This is a genomic window from Novosphingobium sp. 550D (assembly GCF_057401885.1).
Map to the genome: position 1 here is coordinate 3640873 of NZ_CM171613.1, position 18151 is coordinate 3659023.

Genomic DNA, 18151 nt, shown 5'->3' on the forward strand with positions numbered 1-18151 from the left:
CCTATATTTGTCAAGCATCTGCCGAGGCTGTTTCCGGGCGACACAGGTGAGTGAAAATTTCGCGGACTATGTAGCGTTTGAGGCAGCGGATGATCTCGCGGTTGCTTTTGCCGTCCTTCTTACGTTTGCTGACATAAGCGAGAGTTGGCGGATGGTTGCGCATCCGTACGATCGCGACACGATAGAGCGCGGCATTGGCTTGCCGACTGCCGCCGCGATTAAGCCGGAAGCGGTTGGTTTTGCCACTCGACGCCGGGATTGGACAAACGCCGCAGAGCTTGGCGAGCGCGGATTCGGAACGGATCCGGTTAGGATCGTCGCCGACCAGGATGAGCATCTCTGCCGCTGTCATCGTGGCGATTCCGTGCGCTGCGATCAATGTCGGCGCGCGGGCGACGACGAGTTGTTCGAGCGCCTTGTCATGCGCCTGGATTTCATCGTGCAGCGCGAGCCAGCGTCGCGCTAGGGCGCGCATAGCGGCTTTGGCCGACGCGGTGGTCGAGGTGAGTGCACCTGGCCTGAACGCGGCGATATGCCGGATCAGTGCGATTTTGCCGCTGATCTGATCAAGACCGTCGCGAAGCGACGCGGGCGCATTGATGATCAAGGTTTTCAGCGTCACCATGGCCTGTGACCGGCTTTTGACGGCCGTGTCGCGAGCGATCTTAAGGTGCCGGATCATCTCGACCGACCCGCTGTGGGTTTTGGGTTCGGCGATCGCTTGCCCGGCTAGCACGGAACGGGCTGCTCCCTCGGCATCCAAGCTGTCAGTTTTGCCGTGCTGATAGCGCAGCTGTCGATTGGGTCGCGTTACCTCGACGACCTTGTGCCCTTGGGCAAGGAGGTGACGCGACAAGCCAGCACCATATGATCCCGTTCCTTCGATACCAAAGGCTGTGATCGCGCCGATCGCACACGCCCAGTCTTCGAGCGCAATATAGCCTTTGGTTGTCGCCGGAGCCGAGAAGGCTGCCAGGCGGCTGCCTTTGGTATCGATTGCCACAGCGACATGCGTGGCCTTGTGCGTATCGACGCCGATGATTACGGCGTTGGTCGTTATGTCGCTCATGTCCTGTCCTCTCTGCGCGGTGCCCGGGCACCGCACAGAGAGGACAGGACTGTGAAGGGGCGAACCCGTCAGGCTCCTATAAAGTCACATCTCGCCCGTTGCCGGGGCGACCTGATGGCCGACACGTCAACGCAATGACACGCGGTCAATCGTAGCATGGGTCAGACCATCAGGCCGCAGCAGGTTATCACAGTCGTAGCAATTACCTTTGCCCGACATCGAGGGCCGTAAACCGTGGGCCAGCAGTTTTTTCTGGAAGTCGTAAGAGCAATATTGGCTGCCGCGATCAGAATGGAAAATGCAGTCCTTGGGCGGTTGACGCAGGTTTATGGCCATTTCCAGCGCCCTGATTGCCAGGTCTTTCTTCATCCGGTCGCTGACTGCCCAACCAACGACACGCCGACTGAACAGATCAATGACGACAGCCAGATAAAGCCAGCCCTCGGTGGTCCATATATAGCTGATATCGCCTGCCCATTTCTGGTTCGGCGCAGCGGCCAGGAAATCCCCGTCCAGCAAATTGGGGGCAACACCAAGGTGGTGTTGGCTATCGGTGGTAACCTTGTGGCGACGGGTGCGAATTGGCCGTATCCCATGGATCTTCATCAGCCGTCCCACACGACGCTCGCCCACGTCGAGCCCCACCTCTTTAAGCTCCATGGTCATGCGGGGGCGGCCGTAGGTGCCGCGGCTCAGGGTGTATTGCTCGCGGATGTGCGCCAACACCTTCAGATCTGTGCGATCGCGCTGGCAGGTCGGGCGTGACGCCCATGCCCGATAGCCACGCGTAGACACCTGCAAGACCCGGCATAGGCCTTCAACCGGCCAGCGATCGCGGTGCTCATGAACGAACGCAAACCTCACGATTTTTGGCTCGCGAAGAACTGCGTTGCTTTTTTTAGAATGTCCCTCTCCTCCTTGAGGATACGGTTTTCCAGGCGCAGGCGCTCATTCTCACGGGCCAGATCGGCCTGTGGCTCCGCCACCAAATCTGTCGGGCGATAGTGAGCAATCCATTTGCCAAGCGTCGACTTGCCGACCCCCAAATCCGCGGCAACCCGCTCCCGTGACAGCCCGCTGGTCAGCGCGATCCGAACCGCCTCTCGCTTAAAATCTTCACTATGCTTCATCATCTCGTCGGTCTCCTGTTGCGAGCATAAAACGCTCAGGTGACCGGCACAAATCCGTTACAAGTCCAACCTTCAGATTCGAAGGAGAGAGCTTGCTCTCCACACATCGCCAATTAGTTACACGCTGATCTCCCGCCTGGATTCTTTGCTCTTGCGGCTTCCGCGAAGAGGGGCTAAAACCTCAGGTATGCCTACAACAAGGCGAAAGGTTTGGCGTTATCCTAATTTGAGCCCGAAAGCTCACTGGCTGTCATAGTCTGACAGACATGTTGTTGGGGACGTTTAATGTCCGAGGAAACCGGGTGATTGTGACTTCGGGTCACGGGGCTTTGGGGACCACGCAGTTGGCTAATTACCCAACTGGCCAACGGGAAACGAAGATAACGTGTTCATGTATTGGGCGGGCAGTAATGCTCGCCCTTTACTCTATCTCTGTCAGATCGCCGGTGACCACGTCGCTTGGGAACACGTTTGCGTGAGATCCCGAGAGTTCGACCCCGCCCTTTGCCGAGCATTCGAACCGCTCAGAAGCAAGTTGCTTGTCATCAGGCCATTGCGCATCATGCTGGAAGCCCTTGTGCGAGAAAGGTGTCCCGAAACGATATCGAGCCTCGAGTGAGCGCTGAATAACCTCAGCCGTCGGCTGGTCGAGCAGGGCCTGAACCGCGCCTCCCCCATGCTGCCCCGCATTGCTCCTAGGAAAGACAAGTTCGCGCTCGTCGACCGCAAATGTTTTGTTTTTGCCGCCAGTAGCGATATAGAATCCACGCAGTCGCTCGAATGGAAATCTCTCGAGACGGATGCCGTTCTCGATCTCGGCAATGTCTAGACAGCCATTCATGAAAGCACGGAAACGCTCGATCAGGCGGTGCCCATCAGGTAGATGGAAATTTCTACCCGGGAGCAGCAGTACATCCTGATGCCGCTGAGCCTCTAAGCGTAGCCGCCATGCGTCGGCCTCCTCACGCTCTGTCGAAATTAGCGCATTGCGAATGACCTGAACCGACGAAGCCACCTCATGGCGCCAGTGCCTGCCTTGAGGATAGGTCCAGTCCGGGTGCCTCAATGGTAATGGCCAAACAGAGTGCCCCATCACCTCCCAGAGCCTTTCGAACCCGGGCGCGTCGGCAACGTACGCGATCGCAATGCGGCTCGGCATTGGCACGCCCTCAGAGTCTGCCTGCTCTTCAAGCGAAATGCCACAGGCGGCGCGGCCGAGCGCAATCGCCGCTTCCAAATCCGCATAAACGGCATGGTCATGCGGGGAAAACCGTGAGGCAACTGCTCTCCACCGGAGGCTTTCGTCATTGTTTATAGTGCGCGCAATGATCGACGCTGTCTCTCTCGGAAAACCCGCGAGGAGTACCAGTGGCGATGGCCCCGGCGCACCTCGCCGCTGCGGGCGAGACAAGGATTCAGGCGTTTTCTCGAGGCCTCTCTTCTTTCCCATTGTCAGGCATACTTGAGAAGTAACTGGGCAATATCGGCGGGAATGATCACCTGCGATATGATGCTTCTTGGCTGTGCAGCCAGCAGCCTTGACAAGGCAGTCGTAGATTTATCCTGAAAGGTGCTTGGGTCGATATTGACAGCTTCTGCCCATGCCAAAAAGGAGGCCCAGAGCGCCGCCTTGTCTCCTACAGTGGCGTTGCGAAGCGCTAACCCCGGACGACGGTACTGTTCGGCTATAATGCGCTGGGAGGGACGGATCAAAGCCGGATCGGTAACCTTGCTGTAACGATGGGGCCGCGTAACGTCGAGCGCGACATGCTCGCCTGCTTCGCTGCGGGTTACAAAGGCAATCTGAACAGTCGATGGAAGGGTGTCAAAGTTGCCGGAACCCTCCCTCAGATTGGTCGTGCACCGGTTAAGCTGTGCGGCAATCTCATCCGCCATGTTGGCGGGAGCGACAGCTTCGCTGCCAGCACGATCATCAACGAACCGCAAGCGATGCTCGCCAGCTTCCTTGATGGCACGCGTCAGCGTCCTGAACTCAGCCTTGAGTTCTTTAACCAGTCCGGCATGCTCGGTACCAAACTTGGACAGGCGCAGCACAGGAACGTCAGCCGACGGATAATGCTTTTCAACTGCTGACACCAGCCGATCCAACAACTCAGTCAATCTCACCAACTCCCGCAGCTTGAGGCCGGTATAAGTGCGTCAGCGGTTCAAGTCCATCCCCGCGCCAGAGAGTGACGCCGCGCCCTGAAATAGCGTTTGCAAGCAACCGCCGCCTGAGTCGTGAGCCATTGGCTCCGGCTCGTTCTTCGCCTCGAAGACCTGTACACGCTCCGTCAGTTCCCGCTCGACCGTCTCATATTTCCTGAGTTCGTCATGCACTACTTCCCAGAGCGGCTCAGACTCCGATTGCATGTCCGCTAAATCATAGGCCGACTCCTCCATGGCAGCGGCGATCTCGGAATCGTTCGCTATGATCCGGGCCACGATTTTTGCGATAACCTCAGGGTTTTGATCGAAGGGCATGCCTGGACCTCAATCACGAGTTCACGCCTCTTGTTTCCTAAGGGCAATTAGGACTTTCGCAAGCGGCAATGGCGGCGCGGCGGTGCGACACCCGCCTATCGATTTTTGCTGAATACTTAGATACGCTTATGCGCCGCCGAGAGGCATCAACGCGATCATGATCGACGATCATCAACCCGTGTTGGTAAATGCTGAAAGCGCTACTAAGCCTATCAGCGAATCCGATGGAGAACTTTACCTTGGGGCAATTCGAAGAACTAGGGCTCTGGCAACGTAACATCGGCGAAGGTGCAGCGCCCGCCAAGCGAGAGCAACTGCGCACCAGCTATCGTCAGTTCTGGGACAACGCAGTCGAACTATCACGGGAGATACAGCGCGACCTTCCCCAACTCACTTTGCATGATGATCGGCATTTTGAGGCTCTGTGGGCGCGCGCAGATCAGTTGGCCGGTCAAGAATTCATACTGACGCCGCTTGAAGTCTTCGTCTTTGGCGCAGCTATCCTGCTGCATGACGCCGCTAATTCGCTGGCGGCATTCCCCGGCCGCCTTGCCGCAATCGAGGCGACGCCCGAATGGCGGGACGCGTTGACACAATGGGCCGAGCGGCAGGACAGCGGCGGACTTTCCGAACCTGATGCAGAGGTCAGGCGCGCGCTGCTGTTGGATACGTTGCGCGCCGTCCATGCAGAGCGAGCGCGGGACCTTGCTGACTTTGAGGTCGAAACGGCAGGTCGACGGCAATATTTGCTAGGCGATGATCAGTTGCGCACCCATCTTGGCCCCCTGATCGGTGAGATCGCCGCGAGCCATCATTGGGATGTGGATACTCTCGTAAATCGCCTTGGGGGTACGCGTGGTTCACTTGCCGGTATGCCCGCTGACTGGACCATCCGCCCGATCTTGTTGGCGGGTCTTCTGCGCTGCGCTGACGCGACCCAGCTCGATCAAGACCGGGCGCCCGATTTCCTTTACGGGCTCCTGCAGTTGCGCGGCCTATCGGAACAGCATTGGCGGGCACAAAACCGGCTCGCGCATCCATACGTTGATCCAACCCACCCCGAGGCACTGGTGTTCACGTCTACTCGGCCGTTCGCAGAAGAAGATGTGAGTGCTTGGTGGATCGCCTATGACGCGCTTCGCGTCGCCAATCGTGAACTTCAAGCAACGGACGCGCTCCTGCGAGATCTTGCACTACCGCCGCTCCAAGTAAACCGGATTCGGGGCGCTGAAACACCGGATCGTCTCTCTGCGTTGGTCCAGGTTAGAGGCTGGCGCCCTGTGCTTGCCGATGTCAGAATTTCGCGGGTCGATAAGGTCGTGGAGTTGTTTGGTGGTGAGAAACTCTATGGGCATCAAATGTGGGTGCCGGTCCGCGAGTTAATCCAGAACGCCGCCGACGCTGTCCGCTATCGCCGAGAGCTTGAACCCAAGACAAGCGCCTATTGTGGACGGATAGTTGCCCGCTTGCGTGATGATGGTTCCGAGCATGTCTGGATTGACGTCGAAGATGATGGGCTTGGAATGTCAGAGGCGGTACTCACGGGACCGCTCATCGATTTCGGCGAGAGTTATATCTCCTCCAGCCTAGTCAAGGCCGAGCGACCGGGGTTATTATCCAAGGGACGCAAGCGCACTGGTAAATATGGCATCGGCTTCTTCTCTACCTTCATGATTGCTGATGAGGTTATCGTTCTTTCACGCCCATTCGACGCAGGTTTGGATAAATTGCGTGTACTTAAATTCTCAAAGGAAGCGCAGACCCGGCCGATTTTAATGGATGCCGGTCAGCATGTCACAAGTTCGACCATGTCGACAAGAGTCACACTCAAGCTCGAGCGCTCGATTTTAGATCAGATTCTTCGCTTCGGATCTTCGTTCAATCGATCCGAGTCACCTGTCACGTTTGGAGAGTTGATCGGTGCTCTCTGCCCGATGCTCGACGTCGATATATTTGTGGATGTGGCCCAGCAAGTCACCAAAATTCATTCGCACAATTGGTTCGAAGAGGACCGGATCGCTTGGCTTCGACGCATTTCTCTCCCGCACGTCAATAAGGCCATTAACGTATCCATCGAAGAAGTCGAAGCACAGATCGCCGACGCAGCGCTGCGACTAACTTTTGTCGACCCTGACGATCCAACTGCGGGCTTGGCTGCAATATCAGGCGTTGCAGCACGAGGCGTGCGGGCTGTTGGTATGCTCCGTGCGACTGAAGGCTTCAATCAGTATGCCGCTGAGTTTTGGGGGGCTATCGACTACCGGCCTGCTGGACCACGTCGATCCTTTGGATCTCCGCGATCAGATGAGTTGCTGGCTCGTTGGGCGACCGAACAGGCGATACTTGCCGCGAAATTAGTCCCTGCGGGGTCGCAGCAGCGCACCATCGCTTACCGCGTGGCAGACTTCAAAGGTTATGCGAGGCCAATCGCCTCGATCAGCTTTGATCGCGACTGGCTAACTCTTGAGGAGGCTTTCGAAAAAGCCTGTCGTATGGGGAAAGTCTACACTCCTATCAGGCAGTCTGGCTCGCAAGAGGAATGGTCTATCGGAATTGTAAGGGAGCGGCAATCAGGACTAGTGGACAATTACTTTTCGAATGAACTCGAGCTTATCGTGCCGATCATAGAGGGCGTTGACGCGAACAGTAGCACTTACTTTGCGATCCCATTGAATGAGCGCCCAGCCCCTTTTTCTTTTCTCGAAATGATGAACGATCTGGGTGCTGCGCGTGGAGTCAATATCAGTGGGCGCTTCATTGAACGCTTAGCAGTCGCCCGGTACGTTGGGCAGGATTCGCCAAGGCAGGGGCTTAGACACGGCGCAATGGTCAATTGTTCCGTTTTGGAACTGACGTTTGCTCAAGCAGGCTAACCGGCAGTTAAATGACTTTGTTGATTGAACCGATTTTGTCTCAATTAAGTGCGCCAACTGATCGGCAGCTAATCTCTGACAGCGGTGGCATGCCGCTCCGCCCCAAGCCGTCAGCCCTAAGCGAAATGTCCTGTCCGGCCCTAGACGGCACGCTTTCAGACTGACGATAGGCCAGCCGATTACCCGTAGGCTCAAGCGCGAGGTACAAAGCGGCCATTTGCCAAGGTGGCTCCAGCCTCTGGAAAGGGGAATAACGTGGGAGGCCTAAAAGCAAAAGGCTTGGCGAAAACGCCAAGCCTTTGAAACCTTTGGTGAGCCCAGCTGGATTCGAACCAGCGACCTACTGATTAAAAGTCAGCATTACGCCAAAGCAAAATCAACCCTCTCGCTTTTTCATGCCTTGAAAATCAATTGTTTTTTAATACGAAGCCATCCCAAACCATCCTTGATTTACTTTAACCTGATGCCTATCTGATGCCTACATCCACTTTAGGTATCAGGCAGACGATATGGCCAAGGCTCCCATCACCAAGCGAACGGTTGACGCCGCGAAGCCCATGCAGACCGAGTATGTGATTTGGGATGATGGGGCCAAAGAGACGGTCAAAGGCTTTGGCCTGAAAGTCACGCCATCAGGAAGCAAGATCTATCTGTTTCAATATCGCCTAGCCCGCCCCGGCATGGCCGATAAGACCCCCCCGCGCAAATACACCATCGGCAAGCATGGCAGCCTGACACCAGACCAAGCCCGCGCCCGCGCCAAAGAGTTGGCCGCCATGGTGGAGCAAGGGAGAGACCCGCGCCAATTGGAACTGGACGCCATCGCCGCCAAGGATGAAGCCACGCGCCAAGCCGAGGCCAAAGCCAAGCTGGAAGGGGAACTAGCCTTTGAACGCATGGCCGCAACCTTCCTTGATTGGTATGAAAACGAGAAAGAGCGCCGCCCCTCCAGCGTGGCGCTGGCTAGCCTTGTGGTGAACAATTACCTCTTGCCCAGCCTCACCGGCAAACCCCTGCCCCATATCACCCGCGCCGACCTCCAGCCGATCCTAGACGCCATCCCCACCGCAAAGCGCGGAATGCGCCGTGCCGTGTTTGCCTATTCATCCATCCTCTTTAGCTGGGCGCACAAGCGGGGCGACATTGAAGCCAACCCGCTCTTGGCCATGGCAAAGCCCGAAGCTCCCAAAGCCCGCGACCGCGTTTTGCCCGATGATGAATTGGCGGCAGTCTGGAATGCCAGCCGCGAATGCGCCGCCCCCTTTGGCGCGTTTTTCCGCTTGTTGATCCTGACTGGCCAGAGGCGGAGTGAAGTGGCCGCAATGGGCTGGGCCGAATTGGACCGGGCAACCTCCACTTGGATCATTCCCGCCGACCGCGCAAAGAATGGCATGGCGCATCTTGTGCCTTTGGCCCCTGCTGTGCTGGAAGAACTAGACGCGCTGGCACTGGCCACCCAAGAGCGGGCGAATGCCAAGGCCTTAAAGGATGGCAAGCCATTGGCGGAACTGGACCCGAAGCGCTGGCCCAAATCCGGCTATGCCCTCACCACCACCGACCGCACACCGATTAGCGGAATAACTAAGGCTAAGCTGGCGCTGGACAAGGCGATTGCCGAAGCCCGCAAAGAGGATGGCCCGTTGCCCGGCTGGCGCATTCACGATTTGCGCCGCACTCTGGCCACTGGCTTTCAGCGCCTAGGCGTTCGCTTTGAAGTGACCGAGGCGACCTTGAACCATGTTAGCGGGGCCAAGAGTGGCGTGGCAGGTATTTACCAACAACACGATTGGAAAGAGGAAAAGCGCGAAGCCTTGCGCGCATGGGCGGCAAACGTGGCAGCCATCGCGGCAGGACACCGGCCCAGCCAGTTTATGAACGAGCATGGCGAGGCGGATGCAGTCGCATGGCGGGCCTATATCCGGGCTTGTGTTGATAATAGCGGGAAGCCGATAGAGCGTGAAACCGGCAACGTGGTGCCAATCAGCGTTGCGAAGCAATCAGCCTAGCAAGCGGAAAAGTCCAACGGGGTGGATCGAGGGAGAAAGGTCTATGCGCGCATCTGGCTGACTGCGCTTGCATGACGTTAACCGCCGATAAGACCGCATACCAAGCGCCTATGTTCAAAAACTAAATTGCAATTTCTTTCCATACAGCCCCTCATCGATAAGATAGTGCGCTTCCGCATAAGTCGGTTGCCTGTTCCCAACGTGGAATGTCTTTTGAGGCCTGATTACATTGCGCTTGCAAACCAACTCATACTCACCATCCGCGATGGTATTCCGAACAATTTTTTCCTCCACAGTCCCATCATATACAGCGCCCTTCACCAAGCGCCCCCTAATATCAAACCCTGTTGTAAAGTCATTTGACTCAGTTTTTTTATCACAACTTATAGCTACTATTGACTTAAACAGAACAACTCCATTTTGATCCTCAGGAAAAATATAAATCCAGCGCATAAACCGATAATATCCACTTTGAATCCATATGCCGTTTGCATCAATAACTTCTGCGCCATTAAAAGCGCGGTCGGGTGCTTGCCAAACCAATACCCAATTATCTTTCGGGCGGTCACTCCCTTCAGACAACCCCTCTAATCCGGGAACAGGCCTCGAATTTTCTGAGTTCGGCAGGCCGAATCTCCCAAGCGCCGGGTTATCAACGACCTTCCCGTCATTGCGCGTCGGGGTTGCGTCAACTTTCTCGGCGCTACTCCCCAATATTCCGCGCTCGTCTTTATACGAATTTACCGGACTTTTCTGGTCGCCATTTGCATCGCTGCAACCATGAAGAAAAATAGCCAGCGCACAGGCAATTGGTCTCGTATAACTCATTCGGCATCCCGCAAACAGATCAGAAACATCCACACGCCAATTCGCTCGACCTCAGCACAGGTTAGGGGAGTAGGTGAGTACCGCATAAGATTAAAACCTAGGAAGGGCATCGGCGGAAAATTGAGCAAATGCGAACCTGATTGCAAGCCAAATCGACATTGATCTAATACACCCGAAAGCCACCCCTTTAATAGAGTGCAAACCGAAAGGGCAATGCGCAAAAACGGCCAGAATAGAAAACTCCATTCTAGCCGATTTCACTAAACAATGTGTTTTATGTGTAATCGTGTTTCATAACACAGAAACACAGAAACACATTTAATTTTACAACACTAACCGATATCGTCAAAAATGCTTTCTCTGACGATATAGTACCTAGCACTTCCCATGCCGGGAACAGCAACCGTAACAGATGATCTGTTATCAGAATCCGGCTTAAGATGCCCAGCTTCTAAAAGTTCCTTGGCAACGGCCCTTCCGCTCAAACCTTGGCAAACTTCATCATGCCAGACATTTGGAGGAATGAGGTATTCCCGCTTGCCGTCGATTTCACGAATAAAACCAGCTCGGCTCACAACCGTTCGATCTTCCTTGCCAATCTCCTGAAAACGCGATTGCCCATGGATTACAAGGAAGCTGGCGACTTGGTCCCTCGCCTTCCGATCTTCCGCTTGCCCAGCACCGCCACGCAAAGCGACCCAACCATCAAAAAGAGCCCTAGTGGATTGATCGTAACGAATGAGTCCCTTTGAAGGATTCCCATGCGACGTCCTGCATGCCAGAATACGGCATGCGAACGGGTATCCAGATTGAGGTCACGGCAGGGGACAGGAAGCGGCTTGAGGCGATTGTCGCGGCGCGGGGCTCACCGCAGAAGCACGTGTGGCGGGCGCGGATCATTCTGCTGACCGAGCAGGGCGAAGGCACTCAGGCGATCATGACGGCAACCGGCAAGTCCAAGACCTGCGTATGGCGCTGGCAGGAGCGGTTCATGGCTGAGGGCGTGGATGGTTTGCTGCGCGACAAGACCCGGCCTCCCGGCATCGCGCCTCTGGATACCGCGCTGGTTGACAAAGTCGTAGCGCTGACGCTGGAGCCGCCCGCTCAAGAGGCGACGCATTGGACGGTGCGCGCGATGGCCAAGGCTGTCGGCATTGCCGCCTCAACGGTGGTGAAGATCTGGCACGATCACGGCCTGGCGCCGCACCGGTGGCGCAGCTTCAAGCTGTCCAACGACAAGGCTTTTGCCGAAAAGCTGCGCGATGTGGTCGGACTCTATGTCTCGCCGCCCGCCCACGCCATCGTGCTGTCGGTCGACGAAAAAAGCCAGATCCAGGCGCTTGACCGCACGCAGCCGGGGCTGCCGCTCAAACGCGGACGCGGTGCGACCATGACCCATGATTACAAGCGCAATGGGACAACCACGCTATTCGCCGCACTCAATGTGCTGGACGGATCGGTGATCGGCCGCAACATGCAGCGACACCGGCATCAGGAGTTCATCCGCTTCCTCAATACCATCGAGGCCCAGATGCCCGCCGACAAGGCCGTCCACGTCATTCTCGACAATTACGCAACTCATAAGCAGCCCAAGGTTCGCGCCTGGCTGGCCAGGCATCCGCGCTGGACGTTCCACTTCGTGCCAACGTCATGCTCCTGGCTCAATGCTGTCGAGGGGTTCTTTGCCAAGCTGACCAGACGGCGCCTGAAAAACGGCGTCTTTCATTCCGTCGTCGATCTCCAGGCGGCCATCAACCGCTTCATCAAAGAGCATAATCAGGAGCCGCGCCCCTTCGTGTGGAAAGCCGATCCTGACGAGATCATCGCCGCTGTGCGCCGGGGGCACCAAACGTTGGAATCAATCCACTAGCCGCTTCCAATGCAGTGCCGTTTTCCCAAGGCAGAATGCCCAGACTTGTGGCAACTTCGCCTGCCATAGCGATCATGCCAAAGCGCTGGCAAACCCGTACTACCTGCCCAGATGAATCGGGCGGCAAATATTCCTTCACAAAGCGCTCAATGCCTAAACGCACCTGTTGCGCAATGCTCTCTTGCTTGCCCAGCAGGAGGCGCACAAACTCAGGCCCGGCATGGCCATAGTTAGTGGCCGCAGCATCCTTGATTGCTTGAGAGAGATCGCTTCCATTGGGAAAACCAACCAAACTATCAAACAATCCAAGGCCCACGCCCGCATCGGCCTCAATATCCAGAATGCGCACCTCTTGCCCGGCTGGCTGACGCTTGCCGCGCCCTTCGGATTGGACATGCTGGGCAAGACTGATTTCGCCAGAGGATAGGAAGAATGTAAGCCATCGCTTAACTGGCTGAGCATTCCCGTTCTGACTTGCCCGCACTTTGCCGCCGCCGTTGGCCAGCAAATAGGCAGTGCTTGCAGCGTCCTTTGGATCAAGTTGAGCCAGTTCGTCCAGAATTAGGAAGGTGTGGTTTGATTGCGCGGCAATGCCTTCCAACCCATTAGGGGTTGCCCGCCATTGCTTGACAAAGGAGGGAGGCCCCCAAATGGAAGCCCCGGCCAAAAGGGCAGTCGATTTGCCGATAGACGATTTGCCCCGAAAATGAATGCCACCACCCTCTGCGCCGATCAGGTGAAGCAATGGCCCTGCAAGGCCCGCACAGATCGCCACCACAAGACGGGTATTGCCAGCCGCCCATGTGGCAACCGTAGCCTGCCAAGCCTCCAGTGTGCCAGCAATGCTATAGTCATCCCCTTTCGCGAAGGGACCATTATAAATCACAAGCTCGCTCTCTGCGCTGGCGATGGTGCGGTCAGGCAGAGCAAAGGCACCTTCAGGCGTCCACCCAAGTTGAAGAACTTGCCTTGCGCGGCGCGGTGTTTTCACGCTGGCCAGAAATTCCACCAGAGCATTGCGTGAGCCAATGTCAGGAGCAATATAAAGGCCTCCATCCATCAAAATTTGTCGCACATCGCGGCCATCACCTGCCAGCGTGGCGCGCTTAACGGTATATTGGTGGACCTGCCCATCATCATCCTTCCAGCGCAGCAATAGCCCCCAGCCGGTGCCCTCATGGTCACGGGTCTGGGCTATAATCTCAAAGGGGCCTGCGATGAACTTCGCCGGATTGTCTCCCGGTTGCTCTTTCCAGAGGCCTCTTTCTGAGAGGGAGAAACCGAAGGGCATTTTGGGCTGGAAAGGGTTGCTGCCATAACTCATTGCAGCACCTCACTGGTCGAATGGACCAAGCGGTCGGCAATCCATGAATCAAGGTCTGCACGACGATAACGCACAGCGCCACGCCTTCCGGGGGTTAGTTTAGCATAGAGCGGACCATCCCCTTTCAAGCGCAAGCGTTCAAGGGTGGGGCAGGACAGGCTAAGATATTCCGCAGCCTCTACGGTAGTTAGAACTTCGAGTGCCATGTGGCCTCCTTAAAGTTATTGGAGGCCCCCATATTGTTTTTAATTTTCTATTTTCAATCAATGATTTCGTGAGCTTATTACCCCGTTTTTAGGGGTATTTCTCTCACACCTACGGATTACAGCCCCTTCACTTGATTAAGTGACTGACTTTCTTTGCGTAGTGCTGCGCATTAACATCATGACCAAGGATTTTGTAAATTTCGTCAAGGCAAAGGACGAACGTGCTATCCTGATTAACGCCAATCATAAGGCCAAACGAATTTTTATAATAATTACCGAATCTTACAGCCAGTTTTTCAGCATCTTCATTCTTGGGCTGCCCTCGTTTTGGCTTACTACCCTCTTCGTATATTTCAGCGTCTGAAATTTGGCAGAGCATATCAATCAATTCTCGGCCAATGCCCTTCCCAAATATTTCAGCCTCCGCAAGATTTCCATTCACCGGAGCGATCAAGCCTCTTGCAATGCTCTGTATTTTATTAATTTTCTTAACAACAGCGTCTCGGCTGGCATTGCCGCTAGTGGGCACGTAAACCCAGCGAGCCAAATCTTGAGCTATTGCAGGAAAGAGGTGCGAAACAGGCAAGGCACCTGAATCGACCTGAGGGATGCGCAGACTTTTCAAGAGGTGCATGATGGCCTCAACCCGCTTTTCAAGAGGCTCAACCCCATCGGGCGACATTACAGCCACAGACATTCGCCTTCACGTTTAGGATGATAAGTTGCCAAGGGCACAAGCCCTCTGCTTACCACCATCAAAGCCACCTTGCACGATTATGCCACCCGGAAGCCGAATGCAGACAAAGCATGATGCAGGTTTGGAACGCGGTACGAGGCTATTTGGCCAGCCGTCAAAATAGTTCGGCTGATGCCTATCTGATGCCCAAGAAGACCATTTTGGGCCTTGCGGACTTGCAATCAGACTGCAAGCCCTTGATTTAATGGTGAGCCCATCTGGATTCGAACCAGAGACCTACTGATTAAAAGTCAGTTGCTCTACCGACTGAGCTATGGGCCCCCAACATACGCTGCTGAAGGCTTGCTTCAGGCGTCGGGTCGCGGTTCCCTAGGGGCGCGGAGGCTTCGGGTCAAGCGGCTGTGTAATTGTTTGATGCTAAAATTTGTGCGCGGATCACGCCAGTTGGGGACAAGTGCCGCCAAAGGGCGCAAAACAAAGTCACGCTCACGAAAAGAGGCATGGGGCACGCAAAGGCCGGGAGAGCGCCATTCTCCACCGCTCCACAGCACAATATCGAGGTCAAGCACCCGCGAACCCCAACGTTTTCCGCCGCGACGCCCAAATTCGCGCTCGATGGATTTGAGCAGCGCCAGCATCGCAACCGGCCCCAGATCCGATCGCACCAGCACCGCCCCATTGGCATAGCGCCGCAAGGACGGCCCCAAAGGCGCGCTGCGAATCACCGGAGCCATGCCCTCAATGCCCAGCCCAGCCTGCGCCAGCGCACCCACAGCGGCCCGCAACACGCGCTCTGGCCCGCCATGGGTTGCATGGCGGACATTCGACCCCAGCGCGATCACATAAAGATCAGATGTCTTGCGCAAGGCGGCCATAAAGCTGGGGCCTGCGGTCGCGGAAAAAGCCCATGCCGGCACGGTGCGTCGCCGCCCGTGACAGGTCGAGCGTTTCGACCAGCACGCCGGTTTCACCCGCGCCGAACTCCTGCGTCAGGTCGCCCCATTCGTCGCTGATGAAGCTGTGGCCGTAATAAGACTGTTCGGGCCCGCCATAGGCCGCCTCGGCGCCGATGCGGTTGGCGGCGATGACCGGCATACAATTCGACACCGCATGGCCCTGCATCGCGCGGCGCCACATGCGGCTGGTGTCCAAGTCGGCATTATACGGCTCGGTGCCGATGGCGGTGGGATAGAACAGCATTTCCGCGCCCATCAGCGCCATCGCCCGCGCGCATTCGGGATACCATTGGTCCCAACAAATGCCCACGCCGATGCGCGTGCCGAAAACATCCCACACCTTGAAACCGGTGTTGCCGGGGCGGAAATAGTATTTTTCCTCATAGCCCGGCCCGTCGGGAATGTGGCTCTTGCGATAGGTGCCCATGATTTCGCCATCGGCATCGATCATGGCCAGCGTGTTGTAGTAATGGTGCCCGTCGCGTTCAAAGAAGCTGGTCGGGATCGCCACGTTCAACGCCTTGGCCAGCTTTTGCATCGCGGCCACGCTGGGGTGTTCGTCCACCGGGCGGGCAAGGGCAAACAGCGCCTCATCCTCGATCGTGCAGAAATAGGGCGAGGAAAAAAGTTCGGGCGGCAGGATGATCTGCGCGCCCTTGGCCGCAGCCTCCTCCACCAACGCGACGGTGGCGGCGATGTTTTGTGCCTCATCCTGGCTGCCCAGCGCCAGTTGAAGCGCGGCGACGGTAATTGTGCGTTCGGTCATGGCCGCTTCCTATGTCGAGCCTCGAAATATGTCCACCATTGCAGGCAGGGCGATCATCCCTATCTAGGGGCCAATCACGAAAGATTGGAGAATGGACATGGCCCAGCAAGCAATTGTCGCTGGAGGCTGTTTCTGGTGCGTTGAGGCGGTGTTCCGCCAATTGACCGGGGTCAGCAACGTGGAAAGCGGATATATCGGCGGCAGCGTCGAGAACCCGACCTATAAACAGGTGTGCAGCGGCGCAACCGGTCATGCCGAAGCCATCCGCATCAGCTTTGACCCTGCGGTCATTTCCTATGCTGATTTGCTCGACGTGTTCTTTGCCACGCATGACCCGACGCAATTGAACCGTCAGGGCAATGACATCGGCACCCAATATCGCAGCGCCATCTTTCCACTGGACGCGGTGCAAAGTGCCCAGGCCGAAGAGGCCATCCTGCGCGCGCAAAAGGATTGGCCCGCCCCGATTGTCACCACGATCGAACCCATCGCCCCATGGTATCCGGCCGAGGATTACCATCAGGACTACTGGGTCGGCGAAGGACAGCGCAATCCCTATTGCCTGGCCGTCATCCCGCCCAAGCTGGCGAAGTTGAAGAAGGGGTTTGCGCAGAGGCTGAAAGCCTAAGCGGCAATTCGACAGAGTTTGATAGATTGTGTGATCCCGCCAACCACGGGATCACACAATCACCCCTTGCGCCAGCGCGCGACGAAGAACCCGTCCAACCCGCCTTCGGGCGCCAACATGCCGGGATCGGTGCGCAACCAGCCTTCATGCGTAGGCGTCAGCCCCGCGGGCAATTCCTCCGCCCGGATCGGATCGGGCGTCAGGGCAACCTTGGCCGCCTGATCCTCGCCTTCCTCACGCTCCAACGAGCAAACCGCATAGACCAGCACCCCGCCCGGTTTCAGCCAGTCAGCGGCGCGGGCCAGCAATTCACTCTGCAATTCGGCCATTTCGGCGATCTGACGCGGGCCAATACGATGCAGCACGTCCGGGTGACGGCGGCACGTACCAGTCGCCGTACAGGGCGCGTCCAGCAACACCGCGTCGAACAATTCCTCCGGCTCATATTTCAAAGCGTTGATCGCCACCAGATCGGCGGTCAACCCGGTGCGGTCCAGATTGCCCCGCATCCGCTCGATCCGCTTGGCGCTGGAATCGAGCGCCGTCACATCCCACCCGGCGGCGGCCAATTGCATCGTCTTGCCACCCGGTGCGGCGCAAACATCCAGAACACGCCCCGCCCCCGCGCCGATCAAACGCGCCGGGATTGAAGCCGCCAGATCCTGTACCCACCAATCCCCACCGGCAAATCCGGGCAGGCTTTCCACCGCATCGCCGCGCGACAGGCGTACATGACCGGGCATCAAGGACAGGCCTTCGGGCGCAGCCCCATCCGGCTTCACCGACAAATCCAGCGGCGGCGGCACCGCCAGCCCAGCCGCAATCGCGGCGCCCCGCTCTCCCCAACGCTCCATCACGCGTTCGGGCAAAGTCGGCGCTTCGGGCAAGGTTACACCGCGCCGCACCAGCGAGGAAAACACGCCATGCGCCAGTCGGCGCGGCCCGCCCTGCAACAATTCCAGCCCCGTCGCCACCACGGCGTGCGGCGGCGTTTCCAACCGCAACCACCCGGCCAGCATCAGGCGCAGCACCGCGCGCGGCTTGGCATCATCGGGCAGGATCTGTTTCGTCGCCGAATCGATCAGCGCGTCCAGATCGACCATCCACCGCATCGCCTCTCCCGCCAGCGCGCGGGCCAGCGCCTTGTCCGGCTGGGTCAGGCCCTGCGTTGCGGGATGGGCGGCATTATCAAGCGTTTCCCCCCGGCGCAGCACCGCATCCATCAGGCGCAAAGCGGCGCGACGAGGGGCAAGTCCGGGGACGGTTTCAGAAGTTGGCAGACGTGTCATGCGCGGCCCTTAGGGTATATTGCAT

General features: G+C 57.1%; 16 protein-coding genes, 2 tRNA genes and 1 pseudogene. 4 read left to right on the forward strand and 15 right to left on the reverse strand.

Features of this window, described 5'->3' with window-relative positions; translation table 11 throughout:
- Positions 1–10 precede the first annotated feature (10 nt).
- From AC2S2E_RS17310 to AC2S2E_RS17330, 5 genes and pseudogenes are all read right to left on the reverse strand, one after another.
- Positions 11–1069: an IS110 family RNA-guided transposase gene (locus tag AC2S2E_RS17310; protein ID WP_486522625.1), complete on the reverse strand. Its 1059-nt coding sequence runs from the start codon at positions 1067–1069 to the stop codon at positions 11–13.
- A 192-nt stretch (positions 1070–1261) separates the two neighbouring features.
- Positions 1262–2202 (reverse strand): annotated as a pseudogene (locus AC2S2E_RS17315) (IS3 family transposase); the annotation flags it as partial.
- A gap of 418 nt (positions 2203–2620) precedes the next feature.
- Positions 2621–3436 (reverse strand): hypothetical protein, encoded by an 816-nt coding sequence (locus tag AC2S2E_RS17320; protein WP_486523204.1) that lies wholly within the window; start codon positions 3434–3436, stop codon positions 2621–2623.
- Between the two features lie 215 nt (positions 3437–3651).
- On the reverse strand, positions 3652–4320 hold the full coding sequence (locus tag AC2S2E_RS17325) for a hypothetical protein (protein WP_486523205.1): 669 nt from the start codon (positions 4318–4320) through the stop codon (positions 3652–3654).
- A 39-nt stretch (positions 4321–4359) separates the two neighbouring features.
- On the reverse strand, positions 4360–4683 hold the full coding sequence (locus AC2S2E_RS17330) for a hypothetical protein (protein ID WP_486523206.1): 324 nt from the start codon (positions 4681–4683) through the stop codon (positions 4360–4362).
- Between the two features lie 224 nt (positions 4684–4907).
- Here AC2S2E_RS17330 and AC2S2E_RS17335 point away from each other — a divergent pair, with 224 nt between their 5' ends.
- Positions 4908–7556, forward strand: coding sequence for an HD domain-containing protein (locus tag AC2S2E_RS17335; protein ID WP_486523207.1), 2649 nt, complete (start codon positions 4908–4910; stop codon positions 7554–7556).
- A 309-nt stretch (positions 7557–7865) separates the two neighbouring features.
- Here AC2S2E_RS17335 and AC2S2E_RS17340 read toward each other — a convergent pair.
- Positions 7866–7943: transfer RNA gene (locus tag AC2S2E_RS17340), tRNA-Lys, on the reverse strand.
- Positions 7944–8065: 122 nt separating this feature from the next.
- Between AC2S2E_RS17340 and AC2S2E_RS17345 the strand changes: the two genes are divergently transcribed.
- Entirely contained in the window at positions 8066–9562 is a 1497-nt protein-coding gene (locus AC2S2E_RS17345; RefSeq protein ID WP_486523208.1) for a tyrosine-type recombinase/integrase, read from the forward strand.
- 114 nt (positions 9563–9676) lie between these two features.
- Here the strand turns inward: AC2S2E_RS17345 and AC2S2E_RS17350 are convergent, their stop codons facing one another.
- Both AC2S2E_RS17350 and AC2S2E_RS17355 read right to left on the reverse strand, forming a co-directional pair.
- Entirely contained in the window at positions 9677–10390 is a 714-nt protein-coding gene (locus AC2S2E_RS17350) for a hypothetical protein (RefSeq protein WP_486523209.1), read from the reverse strand.
- Between the two features lie 332 nt (positions 10391–10722).
- Positions 10723–11082 (reverse strand): hypothetical protein, encoded by a 360-nt coding sequence (locus AC2S2E_RS17355; RefSeq protein WP_486523210.1) that lies wholly within the window; start codon positions 11080–11082, stop codon positions 10723–10725.
- 98 nt (positions 11083–11180) lie between these two features.
- On the opposite strand from AC2S2E_RS17355, the gene AC2S2E_RS17360 reads away from it, so the two are divergent.
- Positions 11181–12260, forward strand: coding sequence for an IS630 family transposase (locus AC2S2E_RS17360; protein WP_486524551.1), 1080 nt, complete (start codon positions 11181–11183; stop codon positions 12258–12260).
- Here the strand turns inward: AC2S2E_RS17360 and AC2S2E_RS17365 are convergent.
- The 6 genes from AC2S2E_RS17365 to aguB all read right to left on the reverse strand — a co-directional run bounded on the left by AC2S2E_RS17365 (position 12211) and on the right by aguB (position 16209).
- Entirely contained in the window at positions 12211–13584 is a 1374-nt protein-coding gene (locus AC2S2E_RS17365; RefSeq protein ID WP_486523212.1) for a DUF927 domain-containing protein, read from the reverse strand. The genes AC2S2E_RS17360 and AC2S2E_RS17365 overlap by 50 nt on opposite strands.
- A complete protein-coding gene (locus AC2S2E_RS17370; protein ID WP_486523213.1) occupies positions 13581–13790 on the reverse strand; it encodes a helix-turn-helix transcriptional regulator in 210 nt (69 codons plus the stop codon). The genes AC2S2E_RS17365 and AC2S2E_RS17370 overlap by 4 nt, the downstream gene beginning before the upstream one ends.
- Before the next feature lie 127 nt (positions 13791–13917).
- Positions 13918–14487 carry a hypothetical protein gene (locus AC2S2E_RS17375; protein ID WP_486523214.1) on the reverse strand — a complete coding sequence of 190 codons (570 nt, stop codon included), beginning with the start codon at positions 14485–14487 and terminating at the stop codon, positions 13918–13920.
- A gap of 245 nt (positions 14488–14732) precedes the next feature.
- A tRNA-Lys gene (locus AC2S2E_RS17380) sits at positions 14733–14808 on the reverse strand.
- A 26-nt stretch (positions 14809–14834) separates the two neighbouring features.
- Positions 14835–15353: a 2-amino-4-hydroxy-6-hydroxymethyldihydropteridine diphosphokinase gene (gene folK / locus AC2S2E_RS17385; protein ID WP_486523215.1), complete on the reverse strand. Its 519-nt coding sequence runs from the start codon at positions 15351–15353 to the stop codon at positions 14835–14837.
- The gene (gene aguB, locus AC2S2E_RS17390; RefSeq protein ID WP_486523216.1) at positions 15337–16209 is read right to left on the reverse strand and encodes an N-carbamoylputrescine amidase; all 873 of its coding nucleotides are present in this window, start codon (positions 16207–16209) and stop codon (positions 15337–15339) included. Before aguB ends, folK begins: the two co-directional genes overlap by 17 nt.
- A gap of 97 nt (positions 16210–16306) precedes the next feature.
- On the opposite strand from aguB, the gene msrA reads away from it, so the two are divergent.
- Positions 16307–16837 (forward strand): peptide-methionine (S)-S-oxide reductase MsrA, encoded by a 531-nt coding sequence (gene msrA, locus AC2S2E_RS17395; protein WP_486523217.1) that lies wholly within the window; start codon positions 16307–16309, stop codon positions 16835–16837.
- 59 nt (positions 16838–16896) lie between these two features.
- Here the strand turns inward: msrA and AC2S2E_RS17400 are convergent, their stop codons facing one another.
- Positions 16897–18126, reverse strand: coding sequence for an RsmB/NOP family class I SAM-dependent RNA methyltransferase (locus tag AC2S2E_RS17400; RefSeq protein ID WP_486523218.1), 1230 nt, complete (start codon positions 18124–18126; stop codon positions 16897–16899).
- Positions 18127–18151: the final 25 nt, after the last annotated feature.

What these genes read in the sequence shown, in the direction of transcription:
- AC2S2E_RS17350 (WP_486523209.1), bottom strand. Translation starts at nt 10,390, where the DNA reads ATGAGTTATACGAGACCAATTGCCTGTGCGCTGGCTATTTTTCTTCAT.
- AC2S2E_RS17360 (WP_486524551.1), top strand. Translation starts at nt 11,181, where the DNA reads ATGCGAACGGGTATCCAGATTGAGGTCACGGCAGGGGACAGGAAGCGG.
- AC2S2E_RS17310 (WP_486522625.1), bottom strand. Translation starts at nt 1,069, where the DNA reads ATGAGCGACATAACGACCAACGCCGTAATCATCGGCGTCGATACGCAC.
- AC2S2E_RS17375 (WP_486523214.1), bottom strand. Translation starts at nt 14,487, where the DNA reads ATGTCTGTGGCTGTAATGTCGCCCGATGGGGTTGAGCCTCTTGAAAAG.
- msrA (WP_486523217.1), top strand. Translation starts at nt 16,307, where the DNA reads ATGGCCCAGCAAGCAATTGTCGCTGGAGGCTGTTTCTGGTGCGTTGAG.
- AC2S2E_RS17370 (WP_486523213.1), bottom strand. Translation starts at nt 13,790, where the DNA reads ATGGCACTCGAAGTTCTAACTACCGTAGAGGCTGCGGAATATCTTAGC.
- AC2S2E_RS17330 (WP_486523206.1), bottom strand. Translation starts at nt 4,683, where the DNA reads ATGCCCTTCGATCAAAACCCTGAGGTTATCGCAAAAATCGTGGCCCGG.
- AC2S2E_RS17365 (WP_486523212.1), bottom strand. Translation starts at nt 13,584, where the DNA reads ATGAGTTATGGCAGCAACCCTTTCCAGCCCAAAATGCCCTTCGGTTTC.
- AC2S2E_RS17335 (WP_486523207.1), top strand. Translation starts at nt 4,908, where the DNA reads ATGGAGAACTTTACCTTGGGGCAATTCGAAGAACTAGGGCTCTGGCAA.
- AC2S2E_RS17345 (WP_486523208.1), top strand. Translation starts at nt 8,066, where the DNA reads ATGGCCAAGGCTCCCATCACCAAGCGAACGGTTGACGCCGCGAAGCCC.
- AC2S2E_RS17400 (WP_486523218.1), bottom strand. Translation starts at nt 18,126, where the DNA reads ATGACACGTCTGCCAACTTCTGAAACCGTCCCCGGACTTGCCCCTCGT.
- aguB (WP_486523216.1), bottom strand. Translation starts at nt 16,209, where the DNA reads ATGACCGAACGCACAATTACCGTCGCCGCGCTTCAACTGGCGCTGGGC.